Source organism: Janthinobacterium longum, from assembly GCF_051380735.1.
In the GTDB taxonomy this organism is placed as follows: domain Bacteria; phylum Pseudomonadota; class Gammaproteobacteria; order Burkholderiales; family Burkholderiaceae_D; genus Janthinobacterium.
Map to the genome: position 1 here is coordinate 821294 of NZ_JBNYXQ010000001.1, position 13278 is coordinate 834571.

Here is a 13278-nt window from a genome sequence, read left to right on the forward strand (position 1 = left end):
CTATAGCAACTAATCGACGATAACACGACACCCCAAATGACTACAACCTCCACTTCCGGCAGCAATACAACAACGCAAAACATCCACGGTCACCAGGCGAAGATCATGGTGGTCGACGACGATGTACGCTTGCGCGACCTGCTGCGCCGCTACCTGACCGAACAGGGCTTCAATGTCTTCACGGCAGAGAGCGCCACCGCGATGAACAAACTGTGGCTGCGCGAACGCTATGACCTGCTGGTGCTCGACCTGATGCTGCCTGGCGAAGATGGCCTGTCGATCTGCCGCCGCCTGCGCGGCGCCGGCGACCAGACGCCTATCATCATGCTGACGGCCAAAGGCGAAGACGTGGACCGCATCGTCGGCCTGGAAATGGGCGCCGACGACTACCTGCCGAAACCGTTCAATCCACGCGAGCTGGTGGCGCGTATCGGCGCCGTATTGCGCCGCAAGGGTCCCGACGAAATTCCTGGTGCGCCGTCGGAAACGCCGCAAACCTTCGAGTTCGGCGACTTCGTGCTGGACCTGGGCACCCGCACCTTGAAAAAGAGCGGCGAGACCGTACCTCTGACGACCGGCGAATTTTCGGTGCTGAAGGTGTTTGCGCGCCATGCGCGCCAGCCGCTGTCGCGTGAAAAACTGATGGAACTGGCGCGCGGTCGCGAGTACGAAGTGTTCGACCGCAGCCTGGACGTGCAGATCTCGCGCCTGCGCAAACTGATCGAACCCGATCCGTCCAGCCCCCTGTTCATCCAGACCGTGTGGGGCCTGGGCTACGTTTTCATTCCGGACGGACAACCGCGCTGATCGCTGGCAAGGCTAGATGAAACTTGTTCCCCATATCAGCCTGGCGCGGCTGAAAAGCGGCCTGTTCTGGCGCACATTTTTGCTGCTTGGCACCTTGACCACCGTCAGCATGATCGCCTGGATCGGCATGATTTCCGTGATCCAGCGCGAACCGCAGGCGCAGCAGATTTCGGCCCAGGTCATTTCCGTGGTAACCATCACGCATGCGGCGCTGACGCACTCGGCGCCCGAACTGCGCCGCGAGCTGCTGTTCGACCTGGTCAGCAATGAAGGCATCCGCATCTTCCCGCTCGAGGAAGACGACCGCATCGATCCGCCGCCCGACAATTACCTGATGCCCGATATCGAGGCGCTGGTGAAGGCCAAGCTGGGCCACGATACACGCTTTTCGGCCAGGGTCAACGGCGTGGCCGGCTTCTGGGTCAGCTTCAAGATCGACGACGACGACTACTGGCTGATGCTGGACCGCGAGCGCCTGCGTGGCCTGACGGGTTTCCAGTGGCTGGGCTGGGCCAGCCTGGTGTCGCTGTTGTCGCTGATCGGCGCGGCCATCATTTCCAGCCTGATCAACCTGCCGCTGTCGCGCCTGACGGTGGCCGCACGCGCGATTGCGCAAGGCAAGCAACCGGCGCCGCTACCGGAAAAAGGCCCGATCGAAATCATCGAAGCCAATCGCAGCTTCAACCAGATGGTCGACGATCTGAAACAGGTGGAATCGGACCGCGCCGTGATCCTGGCCGGCATCTCGCACGACCTGCGCACACCGCTGGCGCGCATGCAACTGGAAGTGGAAATGGCCAATCTGTCCGACGAAGCGCGTATCGGCATCCAGTCCGATATCGGCCAGATGGACGACATCATCGGCCAGTTCCTCGACTACGCCAAGCCGACCGAAGCGTCGAGCTTTACCAACGTCGACCTGAGTGCTTTGCTGAACGAGATGGCGCGCGAAACGATGCGCCTGCCCGACGTGAAAATCACCACCGTGATCGCCGACGGCGCCCACGTCATGGGCAACCCGACCGACTTGCGGCGCGTGCTGAACAACCTGATCGAAAATGCGCGCCGCTATGGCAAGACGCAGGGCAGCGAGTTCGCTGAAATCGACATCACCTGCCAGCTCAAGGGCAGCAGTGCTGCGCGGCGCGTGATCATCGATGTGCAGGACCACGGCCCCGGCGTGCCGACTGAGAAGATCGAGCAAATGCTCAAACCGTTTACCCGCCTCGACACGGCGCGCGGCCAGGCCAACGGTGCCGGCCTGGGGCTGGCCATTGTCGACCGGGTGCTGCTGCGCCATGGCGCCGAACTGCAGGTGCGCAACCGCACCGGCGGCGGGCTGGCTTTCCAGATCAGTTTTCCGGCGGCGTGACCAGCAGCTTGGTCATCAACAATTCCGTCGCGCCATAGCCATACAGCGAATCGCTTTCCAGCCCCGGTGTGTCAAAAGGCACGGATTCTTCACGGTCAAGCTTGGCCGGGTCGGCATCGGCATAGGTGGCGCGCCAGGCGCGCTGCAGGGACTCGTTGCGGCGGATAAACGAAGGCATGGGCCAGGCGTCGCGGTCCCAGTGTTCGCTGTCGCCCAGCATGGCCCAGCGCTCGTTCAGCAGCGCCATGTCGCCGGTGCGCAAGCGGCGCACGGCCTGCTCGGGACGCAGGGTTTCCAGTTCGGCCAGCGACGGCAGCGCGTCGCGTTTCGGGCCGAACATATATGCCAGCATGATGCGGCCGGCAGGCGCCCTGCGCGCTACCACGCCGACCGCATGGCCTCCACCCTGCAAGGGCACGGCAAACCAGCTGCCTTCGCGGTATGGTAAAGACTTCATCAATGTATGCTCCCAAAATCATATTCGGGACACAGTCTACGCGAGCCCTCGCTTGCGCGGCGCATGGTACGCCAGTACAGCGCCCTCGCCTACCCGACCTTTTCGTCGTAGTGAAACTGCGCCACGATCGGCCCCGCCTTGAACAGCGCTTCCTTCAGTTCCTTGTCCAGCCGCGCATCGCGCCGGCGCATCCATTCAAGCAGCATGGCCGCTTCACGCCGGCTGGTGTCGCCCGCATGCGCCAGCACGCGGCGCAGCTCGGGGTCGGTACAGGCCTCGAAACGCTGGCTGTTGAGGTCCAGCGCCTGCAGCGCGGCGACCAGCGCGCCGATGGCGCGGTGCATGTCCAGCGCAGTGGCCGGCAAGCCGGATTCTTCCAGGGGGTGATGGGACATGCTGTTTCCTTTGTGTGCGCGGGCGACATGCCTCGATATGCGCTGCATTTTCCACCGCGCGCCGGAAAATCTCAAGCGGCAAACACGCGTGCTGCCATCATCGTCCATAATCAGGCCTCGAACCTCATCAGCATCAGGAGAGCCATGATCAATTTCGACTTCTACAATCCCACCCAGATCCTGTTCGGCCAGGGCCAGATCGCCGCCATCGGCAAGCTGATACCGCCACAGGCCACAGTGCTGATGACCTATGGCGGCGGCAGCATCAAGCAGAACGGCGTCTACGATGAAGTGCGCGCCGCACTGGCCGGCCACACGGTACTCGAATTTTCCGGCATTGAACCGAACCCCAGCTATGAAACCCTGATGCAGGCCGTCGCCCTGGTAAAAAGCGAAGGCATCGATTTCCTGCTCGGCGTGGGCGGCGGCTCGGTGGTCGACGGCACCAAGTTCATCGCGGCGGCCGCCCTGCGCGAAGGCGAGGCGTGGGACATCCTGGAAAAAGGCGGCAAGATCATCGACGCCGCCCTGCCCTTCGGCACCGTATTGACCCTGCCCGCCACCGGTTCCGAAATGAACGGCTCGGCCGTCATCACGCGCAAGGCAACGCAGGAAAAGCGCTCGTTCATGAGCCGCAAGGTGTATCCGAAATTTTCCGTGCTCGACCCGACCAAAACGTTTACCCTGCCGCTGCGCCAGGTCGGCAATGGCGTCGTCGACGCCTTTGCCCACGTGATGGAACAGTACCTGACCGCCTCCGTCAACGCTTCGGTACAGGACCGCTTCGCCGAAGGCATCTTGCTGACCCTGATCGAGGAAGGCCCCAAGGCGCTGTCGCACCCGGACGACTATGACGTGCGCGCCAACGTGATGTGGTGCGCCACGCTGGCGTTGAACGGCCTGATCGGCGTGGGCGTGCCGCAGGACTGGTCGACCCACGCGATCGGCCACGAACTGACGGCACTATATGAACTCGACCATGCGCAAACCCTGGCCGTGATCCTGCCCAGCATGCTGCGCGTGCGCAAGCAGGCCAAGCGCACCAAGCTGCTGCAATACGCGGCCCGCGTGTGGGGCCTGGATGGTGGCGACGAGGACGGCCGCATCGAAACGGCGATTGCGCGCACCGAATATTTCTTCCGCCATATGGGTGTCAAGACGCGCCTGGCCGACTATGGCCTCGGTCATGACAGCGTCGACGCCGTGATTGCCGCACTGGAAGCGCATGGCATGACCGCGCTCGGCGAACAGGGCGAAGTGACCCTGGCCGTCAGCCGCAAGGTGCTGGAACTGAGTCTGTAGACTGTTGTAAAAGCGCCAGCCTGGCAGACAGCGGGCGGCGGTTCATGTTAAGCTATCAATTCGCTAGGGGTCCTGGAGCAGTCATCCGGGTGAGAGATACCCTTCGTACCTGATCTGGATAATGCCAGCGAAGGAAAGCGCAAAGTACCTCCCTCCTTTGATAGCTCCTGCGTTGGCGCCAGCCGAACATGCCACCACGAGCAATCATGCCTACACCGAATTTGTCTGTCTCCCTGTTGACCCTGGCCATCGCACAGGCTTTTGCTGCGCCCGTCTTTGCTGCTGACGCTGTCGATACACCTTCCAGCATGGCCGAAGTCATCGTTACCGCCAGCAAGGTGCCAGCCGCCCAGCGCGCCTCGGTGGGCGGCTTCAGTGACGCGCCGCTGCTGCAGACGCCAGCCGCCGTCACCGTCATTTCGCAACAAACCATGCAGGACCTGCAGATCCGCAATACCAGCGACGCCGTGCGTCTGGACGCCAGCATCAATGACGCCTACAACGCGGTTGGCTATGCCGAACAGTTCTCGATCCGCGGCTTCAAGCTCGACAACAATTCCAGCTACCGCAAGGACGGCATCGCGATTCCCGGCGATACGCAAATTCCTCTGGAAAACAAGGAACGCATCGAAGTATTGAAAGGCCTGGCAGGCTTGCAGGCCGGCATGGCCGCGCCGGGCGGCGTGATCGACTTTATCGTCAAGCGCCCCACCAATACGCCACTGCGTACGGTTACGGTCGAGGCGCGAGAACGCGGCACCGTGTATGGCGCGCTGGACCTGGGCGGCCGCCTGGACGACCCGCGTTTCGGCTACCGCATCAATGTGGCGGCGGAGCGCCTGCGCTCGTACGTCAAGGGCGCCGATGGCAACCGCAAGTTCATCTCGGGCGCGTTCGACTGGCAGATCTCGCCGCAGGCGCTGCTGCAGCTCGACGCCGATTACCAGGACAAATCGCAGATCACGGCGCCAGGTTTTCAACTGCTGGGCAACACCACCCTGCCGACCGGTGTCAGCGCCGACACGCTGCTCAACCTGCAACCGTGGACGCGCCCGGTCGACACCATCACCAGCAATCTCGGCCTGCGCTTCCAGTACGCGTTCGACGACAACTGGCACGCTACCCTCAGCGCCAACCAGCACTCGTTCAAGCGCGACGACTACACGGCGTTTCCGTATGGCTGCGGCGCGCAGGAACTGTTTCCGGGCTTCTGCAGCAATGGCGACTACGATGTGTACGACTACCGCAGCCTGGGCGAAACCAAGAAACCCTTGAGCGCGCAAGCCATGATCCAGGGCAAATTCGCCACCGGCGCCCTGCACCATGAATTCACGGCGGGCGTGGCCACCTTCCACCGCAAGGACCGCGCCGGGCGCTATGTGTACGACTACGCCGGCACCAGCAATATCTATCAGCCCGTGATCGTGCCCATCTCGAACGGCGTGCAAGGCCCTGTGCGCGAAACGCGCAACGACAAGGAAAACTCGGTTTTCGTGCAGGATATTGTGAGCTTGTCCGCCAACTGGAAGCTGCATGCGGGCCTGCGCCATATCGATGTCGATGGTTTTCAATATGTGCTCAATGCCGACCCGAGCGTGGCCGAAGTGCGCGCCAAACATGCGTTCCTGCTGCCCAACCTGGCGCTGGTCTACAACCCGCTCGACAACGTGGCCGTGTATGGCGCGTATTCGCAGGGCATGGAGCATGGCGGCACGGCCGGTATCAATGCGGCCAATGCCAACCAAGAACTGTCGCCGAGCCGCTCGAAACAGATCGAGTTCGGCGTGAAAGCCGATATCACGCCCGAGCTGATGGTCGCTGCCAGCCTGTTCCAGATCCGCAAGGGCCTGGAATTCCAGAATGCCGACAGCTTTTTCGTGCGCGCCGGCCAGGCCCAGCACCGCGGCCTGGAACTGTCTGCGCAAGGCAAGGCCAGCGCCGACCTGAACATCGGCGTATCGGTCACCGCCCTGAACAGCCAGCAGTCAGGCACCGGTGTAGCATCGCTGGACGGCAAGCGTGTGCCGAACGTGCCGGCCCTCAAGAGCGCCATCAACCTCGACTACCGCGTGCCGCAAGTGGCGGGCCTGTCGGTCAACGGCAGTTGGGAATACTCGGGCAAAAAGGCATTTGAATTCAACAACAACACCTTTGTGCCCTCGTATCATGTGGCCAACCTGGGCGCTGCCTATGCGCTGCGCCTGGCGGGCAAGCAGGCCGTGCTGCGCGCCACCGTCAACAATGTGTTCGACAAGTTCTACTGGCGCGACGTGACGCCGGAGTCCGACGGCTACCTGTTCCCGGGCGCCAGTCGCACGCTCAAGGTGTCGGCGCAGTTCGACTTCTAGACGTCAGCCAGCAGCGCTGCGAGCAGCGGCATGGTTTGCGCCATGCGCTGCTGCAAGTTGCCGTGCAGGATATGATGGGCAATCCCGCGTGATGCCAGTTCGTCCAGCAATTGCCGGTAGATCAACTGGCGCACCGCTTCCGATTCTCGCTGCAAGCCGTCCGCCACCCACGGCGTATCGGGCGCCGTGACCAGGGTCAGGTCGTACTGCGTGCTGGCGGCCAGCGCCGCCAGTGGCGCATCCTCGCCGCCAAAATAATGGCGGCTGTACAGCACCGTCATCAAAGGCGTGGTGTCGCAGATCAGCACGCCATGGGCTGCGGCACTCGCTTCGCGTTCGCGCGCGACCTGGGTGCTGGCGATCAGGAACTGGTCGCCAGCCACCGGCACCCTGCCCTCTGTTTCAACAAATTCACGCAGATACTCGGGCACCCAGACGGTGCCCAGCCGTTCGGCCAGCGCTGCCGCAAGAGTGGATTTCCCCGACGATTCGGCACCCAGTATGGCAATGCGCAACAGGGCATGCGTCATTTGAGAACCATCGCATCAGGCGCAGCCGGTGCAGCCTTTTTCCAGGCCAGCAGGCCGATCGTCGCCATCACCACGAACACGGCATACAGAATGGCCGTCAAGGTCAGGTTTTTGTAGACATACAAGCCTACGTACAGGATATCGACCACGATCCAGACGATCCAGTTTTCGATCTTCTTGCGCGACAGCAGCAGCTGGCCCAGCAGGCTGCCGGCGGTCAGGAAACCGTCTGCATGCGGCACGTCGGTATCGGTCGACTTCAGCAGCCAGGAGATCAGCAGAAAGCCGATCAGCCAGAAGCAAGCACTGCCAAGCCAGCCGCGTGGCGTGAGCCAGGTGACGGGCAAGGCCGGCACGCCGCTTTTCGGATGCAGCCAGTGATACCAGCCCCAGGCGGAGATGGCAATAAACAGCAGTTGCAAGGCCATGTCGCCATACAGGCGCGACTCGAAAAACACGAAGCCGTAAGCGGCCGACGAGATGATCGCAAACAGCCAGGCCCACGGATTCTGGCGGATATTGAGCGCCACGTTGGCCAGCGCCAGGACAAAGGAAACCAGTTCAAGCGGCGTGGTGGCAAAACCCAGCAGGAGTAGCGTATCGTTCATGGGAAGTTGGACAAGGCGGGTGGCGCAGTATGCAATACCGGGCTTGAATAAGCAAGATTGCCGCTTCACTCCTGGCGCAGGCCAAAGCCTCGCTTTGCGGCACGCGTCAGCGAGCGCTGCACGATCAGCTGATGAAACGGCCGTATCAAAAAAATATACACGCGGCCGATTCTGTTATGGCAATGCACGGCGCTGGCCAGCGTGATGCTGCCATGCGGGCCGCCTTGCGCACTGCGCAGCATCGACAGACGAAAATCAAGATGGCTGTCATCCTCGCCCACAACGATCTCGTTGTCAGTAACGGCATAGATGCGAAAGATGCCGATCCTTCCACCTTCACCACTGGCAAGCTGGCCTGCCGTCTTGATCCCGAAGCGCGCCACGATGGCGTCGCGCAGCACCATCAGCGTTTGCGCCCAGCGCGGCTGACTTGCCAGCAGCGTGCGCGCCAGCGTTTCCATGTCCATCCGTGCAGCACCCGGGTTTGGCAGGGCCACGGCATACGCATCGGCCAGGTGGCTGCCACGATACAGTGGCGCGATGGCCGCCTGCGGTGGCAAGTCCACCTTGCGCGCCTTGAGTGTGACTGCTTGCATGCTGGCCTCATGTTTTCAGTGATAACATGGCTATCATACACATAAATCACACAATGTATACAGCGATAACTTATGAGCACAGCCAGCAATAGCTATCATCATGGCAACCTGCGCGAGACCTTGATCAACGCCACCATCACCCAGCTGGCGCAGCAGCGCGATGTGACCATTTCGCTGCGCGAACTGGCGCGCAGCGTGGGTGTATCGCTTGCCGCCATCTACCGCCATTTCCCCAGCAAGGAAGCACTGCTGGCCGAAGTGGCCGCCGCCGGCTTTGCCGCGCTGCGCCGCAAATGGGACGAGGAACTGCCGCCGCTGGGCAGCCTGCCGGCGGCAGAGCGTTTCCAGCTGCAAGGCCAGCAATATATCGAGTTTGCCCTGGCTGCCCCTGCTCACTACCGATTGATGTTCGAACACCAGGATGTGCGCCAGTTCCCGGTGCTGCTGGAAGCGGCGCACGCCTGCTTTGCTTATGTATTGCAGACGGCCGGCGCGGCCGTGCGCGAGGCCGGCGTCGACATGCGCTGGCAACGCGCCGCCGCCAGCGCCGGCTGGTCGCTGGGCCATGGCTATGTGATGCTGATGCTCAGTGGCCGGCTGGACATGATCGACGGCGGCAATGAGCTGTCGCCGGCGCTGGTGCCGCGTTTTTTCCAGTTGCCGGCAGAGGCGCTGCAGCGCCAGGAGCAGCAGCCATGACAGACATACTGGACGGTATCGAATGGTTCGGCGCACTCGGCAGCTATCGGGCGCAGCCAGGGCAACTCGCCCTCGCGGGCATGCACGCTTGGGACAGCACCCGCATGGCATGGCTGCCCACTTCCCGCGACCAGCCCGACCCCATCCATGGCAAGGAGCTGCTGCAGCTCCTCAAGCAAAACGGCGCGCCGTGGCAGCAGCAAGTCATGGCGAACTACAAGCTGGCGCTGCAATCGCTGCGCGCCGTGCCCGACAAGACCATCAGTTCGGAACCCCATGATTTCACGCCAGCGGCCACCGGAGCCGCGCTGTATTGCGTGCGCATGGCCAGCCTTGAAATCCTGGCCCAGCGCCAGGGCTTCTGGTGCGAGGCCCTGGCGCTGTACCGCCAGGGTCACTGGCCTTGCGGCTTGCTGCACGATGGCACGCTGGTGGTGTTTTAACACCGCGTAAAAAACTGCATCGACCAGGTGAGATATCTCGTGCAGGGAACGATGCCTTAGCCGAGATCAGCCAAGGACGCATCCATCAAATGCCAAGTCACCTGGTCATCCGGCAAATCGAGCAGCCAGTCGCGGCGCGGTTGCGGGAACCGCGCTCCCTGGCTCAGCCAGGCCTGGCGCCAGTACTGGTTGACGATGGCCTGCAACGGATGGTCGGGCGCAACCCAGGGCTGCCAGACGCCGCTGACCGGGCAAGCTTGCCCGCAAGCGCAGCTCAACCAAGGCTCGGGCCGCGCCACCTCGCGCAGCAGGCCGGGCGCCGCGCGCGGCTGCACGGCGCCATGGTCATGTCGTATCGTCAGGCACGGCTCCCAACTCACGCTGCCATAACGGCTATTGCCATCGGCATCAAGCACGCTGAAATGGCGGAATTCTTCACCTTGCTGGAATAATCGGGCCGGCTCCGTCAAGCCCTGCCCTTGAGCGGGCCGCCAATATGCGGAAAATGGCGCGCGAGGCGCATCGCTGTGCGAGCCAGCAGGGCGCAACGCATAGTCGGCGGGCAGGAAATACGGTTTTTGTAACAGCGAGGCGGCACTTGGTTTCGGGACGGTGGGCGGCGGCCGCACGCCCTTGGCGGCATGCAGCAAGGTATCCCGGTCACCATTCCAGGGAGGCAGATCGGCGGGCGGGAGTGGCAAGACCTTGTCCAAATTAGGAAAGCGCGCATTGGGATTGAATCCCAGTTCACGATTAAGTACGCCGTAACGTTCCGCTCGGGCTTTATCAATATACGGAACCAGCATGTTTGCAAGATCAAACGGATCTCCGAATTCAATCTTGAGTTTGTTTGCGCATTTCCGGCAACCTAATGCTACTCCCTTTTGTAAGACTTTAAGAGCAAGTGCCTTGGTTTCTGGCGTACGCGGACCGCTAACTCTCCCCGTGGCCGTTCTGGGGGATGCATACATATACGACAGATTATATGCCACCGTCCCATTTCCTTGGGAAAATGCACATTCCATCATTTTTATTGCGACAGGAATATTAGCCCAATACCCTGCACCCTCATTTGCAGGTCCGACATTTAACTTATCTGCCAAAAATTCCATCGCTTGAGGATTACCCATCTGCGCCGCCTTTTGCCAGAAGGCATAAGCACGAGTGATGTCGCCGTGAACGCCGGTGCCGTTCGCATAATATGTCCCCATCCGGTCATACGCTGCCGGTATGCCCAGCCGCATTGCCTTTTCCACCAATTGAACAGCTTCTTCATTGCCGTATAAAGGATCGCGCCCTTCCACATACAGGCTTGCCAGATTGAGCATCGCTTTCCAGTGCAATCGTTCCGCCGCTTGACGCGTTAGATCGACGATTTTTTTGTAGTCGCGGTCGTCCACGAAAATTTCAGGATCTTCCAAGGCACGTGCTGCAAGAAACCAATCCTCGGCTTGCGCATCAATGGGAGGAACCTTGCTTGCCTCGATTTCACAAATGAAATCCGCGACATGCGGATTAAAAAGAGGCAGGCTTTGGTTGCGTGGCAGGACTTCTTTTTTGTCGTTAGGCATTTTGCAGGCGATTAAAGAAATATTGAGGAATACTGTCAAGATAAAAGATGACGGGAGAAAAGCGGAGTTTTTATACTTTTTCATGTTCAACCCAAACGCAACGTTGAACTTCGGCTATCTTCAAAGGGAAGCAAAAATCCGCTCATTTTCTTGTGATCCGCACTTGCAGAATCAGATTTTTTCCTGCCGCGATTTTCTCCCATCAACTCCTCCCATTTCTCAAAAGCATCCACGATCTCCCCCTTCGTTCCTCCACCGCCATCGACCAGTCCCCCGCTATGCATGCGCCACACCCGCTTGCGCAGCTCCCGCGCCACGCGGTAGTCGACGGTGGCGATATTGATTTCGCTGTCAACGGCCATGCTGCGCTGGTTCAGGTTGGCGCTGCCCAGCGTCATGAACACGTCGTCGACCAGCATCAGCTTGGAATGGATGTAGATTTCACGGTAACGCCAGCGATCCTTGTCAAACGCGCTGACATTGAGCATGGCTACTGACACCTTCAGCCCGAAATCGCTCTCCAGCGTCATCGCGCCGGGTTTGTTGATGCCGTTGGAGTGCCGCACCACGTCGGGCAACTTGACTTCAACCTCGCTGGTGATGCCGAATCCGCCTCTGACCTGCCGGGTTTTCGGTCGCTTGTTGTAGTCGTCGATCATTGTGTTTTGCCCTGTCATGCCATCGTGCCGCCCCAGTGTCGCCAGCGTGTCGTGGGTGCGCGGCACCATCTGCGCGCGCTCGGGTACCGGAATAACGATCAATACGTGCATGATGGGCATATCACGCATGGTCTTGCCCGCTTTCAAGCTGCCGGCTTTCCAGGCAGCGACCACCTTCCTGCGCTCTGCAAGCAGGTGCCGGGCCCAGTCTTCATACTGGAAGTACTGATTTTCCACATACAGGTAGCCGGCCGCCAGGCTGGCCTGGGTCACGGCGCGAAAGTAGGTTTCCTTGATGGTCTTGTCCTGCTCTTCGGGCTGCGTCAGCACGATCTGCACGGTGGAGTCATCTCGCTCGGCCTTGCGCAACAGCAGCGCCGGCGGGCTGCCACGTGGCAACTTCCTGCTGACGCTGGCATTGGCGGCCGCATGCGTGCGGTCGTCGGCCGCACGATCCCAGGCCTTCACGAAATTATTGTAGAGCGCGATCAGCGCACGGCCGCCGTCGATGCGGCAGGCATAATCCTGATAGGGCTTGAGCGTGGCAAAGCCGCCGTCCGCAGCGAGGCCCTGCAAACACTCGCGCCGTTCGTTGACGCCGCCCTGTTCGCGCCGCGTATCATTGAGCAGATGGGCGGTCGTGTCCCAATAATCGGTCACCGAGTTCAGGCCCATTACATAGCCGACGGCCTTGGCTCCCTCTTCGTGGGCAAAATCGATCAGGACCGGCTTCTGGTGGTGAGTGCCCAGGTAGAGCATGCCGGGCTTTTCGATTTCTCCCATCGTCAAGCCATGCGGCTGGCTCAGTTCGGTCTCGATACTCTTGCTGATCGCGCCGCTGTCGCCATGGCGCAAGCGAATTTCCAGACCTTCAAACAGGCCCTTGAACGCGAGCACATACCAACTGTAGCAATATTCTTCACGCGCCAGCATCGGGATATCCTCGAGCGCGATCCTGTCGGCCCTGTGACCGCCGCTGACCCTCTCTCTCGTGGCGACCGCGTCCTGCAACATCGCCAGGCTGGCTTTGGCGCTGATGTCATCAACGCGCTGTCCACTGTTTTTCCAAGGCGAGGTGCCATGTGAATGGCCCGGCATATTGTGAACCATCGGCGAACCGAGCCGGTCATGCCAGATCAACAGGCGCACCCTGACATGGCGCCGTGCGGCGGCGATCAGCAAGTCGCCAAAGGTCTCGCCACGCGGCCAGGTGACGCTGTTGCCGCGCACCAGTTCCATGCCCGGATCGAAGCCCCAGCAGCACAGGTCAATGGAATCTTCAGCCCTGGCGATCTGGCCGGCGATGTCGGCAAACGCTTCCTGGCCGCAAATGAACAGCGTGAGCTTGTTGTTATGTGTAATCGGGTGGCTGGCATTGCCTTTCAGGTTGCGGTTTTCCAGCAGCCACTGGACCGAACTGATGGCAGTGCGGCCCACTTCGTCGATATGCGTGGTTTCGTTGCGCTTGCTTGAGTCCGGCATGACGTCTCC

The 13278-nt window shown here is 61.1% G+C and carries 13 protein-coding genes and 1 riboswitch; of the genes, 6 read left to right on the top strand and 7 right to left on the bottom strand.

Going from position 1 to position 13278, the window contains the following annotated elements; translation table 11 throughout:
- Positions 1-105 precede the first annotated feature (105 nt).
- Both ompR and ACQ4WM_RS03760 read left to right on the top strand, forming a co-directional pair.
- Positions 106-807 (top strand): osmolarity response regulator transcription factor OmpR, encoded by a 702-nt coding sequence (ompR, locus tag ACQ4WM_RS03755; RefSeq protein WP_232730910.1) that lies wholly within the window; start codon positions 106-108, stop codon positions 805-807.
- Between the two features lie 16 nt (positions 808-823).
- The gene (locus tag ACQ4WM_RS03760; RefSeq protein WP_436545360.1) at positions 824-2179 is read left to right on the top strand and encodes a sensor histidine kinase family protein; all 1356 of its coding nucleotides are present in this window, start codon (positions 824-826) and stop codon (positions 2177-2179) included.
- On the opposite strand, the gene ACQ4WM_RS03765 is transcribed toward ACQ4WM_RS03760, so the two are convergent.
- Positions 2160-2636: an Imm26 family immunity protein gene (locus ACQ4WM_RS03765; protein ID WP_436545361.1), complete on the bottom strand. Its 477-nt coding sequence runs from the start codon at positions 2634-2636 to the stop codon at positions 2160-2162. The genes ACQ4WM_RS03760 and ACQ4WM_RS03765 overlap by 20 nt on opposite strands.
- 89 nt (positions 2637-2725) lie before the next feature.
- Positions 2726-3031, bottom strand: a complete 306-nt coding sequence (locus ACQ4WM_RS03770; protein ID WP_436545362.1) for a ferritin family protein — start codon at positions 3029-3031, stop codon at positions 2726-2728.
- A 144-nt stretch (positions 3032-3175) separates the two neighbouring features.
- On the opposite strand from ACQ4WM_RS03770, the gene ACQ4WM_RS03775 reads away from it, so the two are divergent.
- The gene (locus tag ACQ4WM_RS03775; RefSeq protein WP_436545363.1) at positions 3176-4333 is read left to right on the top strand and encodes an iron-containing alcohol dehydrogenase; all 1158 of its coding nucleotides are present in this window, start codon (positions 3176-3178) and stop codon (positions 4331-4333) included.
- Positions 4334-4388: 55 nt separating this feature from the next.
- Positions 4389-4486, top strand: a riboswitch (TPP riboswitch).
- A 53-nt stretch (positions 4487-4539) separates the two neighbouring features.
- Positions 4540-6681 (top strand): TonB-dependent siderophore receptor, encoded by a 2142-nt coding sequence (locus ACQ4WM_RS03780; protein WP_436545364.1) that lies wholly within the window; start codon positions 4540-4542, stop codon positions 6679-6681.
- Here the strand turns inward: ACQ4WM_RS03780 and ACQ4WM_RS03785 are convergent.
- The 3 genes from ACQ4WM_RS03785 to ACQ4WM_RS03795 all read right to left on the bottom strand — a co-directional run bounded on the left by ACQ4WM_RS03785 (position 6678) and on the right by ACQ4WM_RS03795 (position 8415).
- Positions 6678-7211, bottom strand: coding sequence for an AAA family ATPase (locus ACQ4WM_RS03785; protein WP_436545365.1), 534 nt, complete (start codon positions 7209-7211; stop codon positions 6678-6680). The genes ACQ4WM_RS03780 and ACQ4WM_RS03785 overlap by 4 nt on opposite strands.
- On the bottom strand, positions 7208-7819 hold the full coding sequence (pnuC, locus tag ACQ4WM_RS03790) for a nicotinamide riboside transporter PnuC (protein ID WP_436545366.1): 612 nt from the start codon (positions 7817-7819) through the stop codon (positions 7208-7210). The genes ACQ4WM_RS03785 and pnuC overlap by 4 nt, the downstream gene beginning before the upstream one ends.
- 65 nt (positions 7820-7884) lie before the next feature.
- Positions 7885-8415, bottom strand: coding sequence for a DUF2867 domain-containing protein (locus ACQ4WM_RS03795; protein ID WP_436545367.1), 531 nt, complete (start codon positions 8413-8415; stop codon positions 7885-7887).
- A 72-nt stretch (positions 8416-8487) separates the two neighbouring features.
- On the opposite strand from ACQ4WM_RS03795, the gene ACQ4WM_RS03800 reads away from it, so the two are divergent.
- A complete protein-coding gene (locus tag ACQ4WM_RS03800) occupies positions 8488-9114 on the top strand; it encodes a TetR/AcrR family transcriptional regulator (protein ID WP_436545368.1) in 627 nt (208 codons plus the stop codon).
- Positions 9111-9557 (top strand): hypothetical protein, encoded by a 447-nt coding sequence (locus ACQ4WM_RS03805; protein WP_436545369.1) that lies wholly within the window; start codon positions 9111-9113, stop codon positions 9555-9557. Before ACQ4WM_RS03800 ends, ACQ4WM_RS03805 begins: the two co-directional genes overlap by 4 nt.
- A 56-nt stretch (positions 9558-9613) precedes the next feature.
- Here the strand turns inward: ACQ4WM_RS03805 and ACQ4WM_RS03810 are convergent, their stop codons facing one another.
- Both ACQ4WM_RS03810 and ACQ4WM_RS03815 read right to left on the bottom strand, forming a co-directional pair.
- Positions 9614-11212: a tetratricopeptide repeat protein gene (locus ACQ4WM_RS03810; RefSeq protein ID WP_436545370.1), complete on the bottom strand. Its 1599-nt coding sequence runs from the start codon at positions 11210-11212 to the stop codon at positions 9614-9616.
- 2 nt (positions 11213-11214) lie between these two features.
- Positions 11215-13269 carry a phospholipase D-like domain-containing protein gene (locus tag ACQ4WM_RS03815; protein WP_436545371.1) on the bottom strand — a complete coding sequence of 685 codons (2055 nt, stop codon included), beginning with the start codon at positions 13267-13269 and terminating at the stop codon, positions 11215-11217.
- Positions 13270-13278 lie beyond the last annotated feature (9 nt).

What these genes read in the sequence shown, in the direction of transcription:
- ACQ4WM_RS03800 (WP_436545368.1), top strand. Translation starts at nt 8,488, where the DNA reads ATGAGCACAGCCAGCAATAGCTATCATCATGGCAACCTGCGCGAGACC.
- ACQ4WM_RS03805 (WP_436545369.1), top strand. Translation starts at nt 9,111, where the DNA reads ATGACAGACATACTGGACGGTATCGAATGGTTCGGCGCACTCGGCAGC.
- ACQ4WM_RS03785 (WP_436545365.1), bottom strand. Translation starts at nt 7,211, where the DNA reads ATGACGCATGCCCTGTTGCGCATTGCCATACTGGGTGCCGAATCGTCG.
- ACQ4WM_RS03815 (WP_436545371.1), bottom strand. Translation starts at nt 13,269, where the DNA reads ATGCCGGACTCAAGCAAGCGCAACGAAACCACGCATATCGACGAAGTG.
- ACQ4WM_RS03795 (WP_436545367.1), bottom strand. Translation starts at nt 8,415, where the DNA reads ATGCAAGCAGTCACACTCAAGGCGCGCAAGGTGGACTTGCCACCGCAG.
- ACQ4WM_RS03765 (WP_436545361.1), bottom strand. Translation starts at nt 2,636, where the DNA reads ATGAAGTCTTTACCATACCGCGAAGGCAGCTGGTTTGCCGTGCCCTTG.
- ACQ4WM_RS03760 (WP_436545360.1), top strand. Translation starts at nt 824, where the DNA reads ATGAAACTTGTTCCCCATATCAGCCTGGCGCGGCTGAAAAGCGGCCTG.
- ACQ4WM_RS03775 (WP_436545363.1), top strand. Translation starts at nt 3,176, where the DNA reads ATGATCAATTTCGACTTCTACAATCCCACCCAGATCCTGTTCGGCCAG.
- ompR (WP_232730910.1), top strand. Translation starts at nt 106, where the DNA reads ATGGTGGTCGACGACGATGTACGCTTGCGCGACCTGCTGCGCCGCTAC.
- ACQ4WM_RS03810 (WP_436545370.1), bottom strand. Translation starts at nt 11,212, where the DNA reads ATGAAAAAGTATAAAAACTCCGCTTTTCTCCCGTCATCTTTTATCTTG.
- ACQ4WM_RS03780 (WP_436545364.1), top strand. Translation starts at nt 4,540, where the DNA reads ATGCCTACACCGAATTTGTCTGTCTCCCTGTTGACCCTGGCCATCGCA.
- ACQ4WM_RS03770 (WP_436545362.1), bottom strand. Translation starts at nt 3,031, where the DNA reads ATGTCCCATCACCCCCTGGAAGAATCCGGCTTGCCGGCCACTGCGCTG.
- pnuC (WP_436545366.1), bottom strand. Translation starts at nt 7,819, where the DNA reads ATGAACGATACGCTACTCCTGCTGGGTTTTGCCACCACGCCGCTTGAA.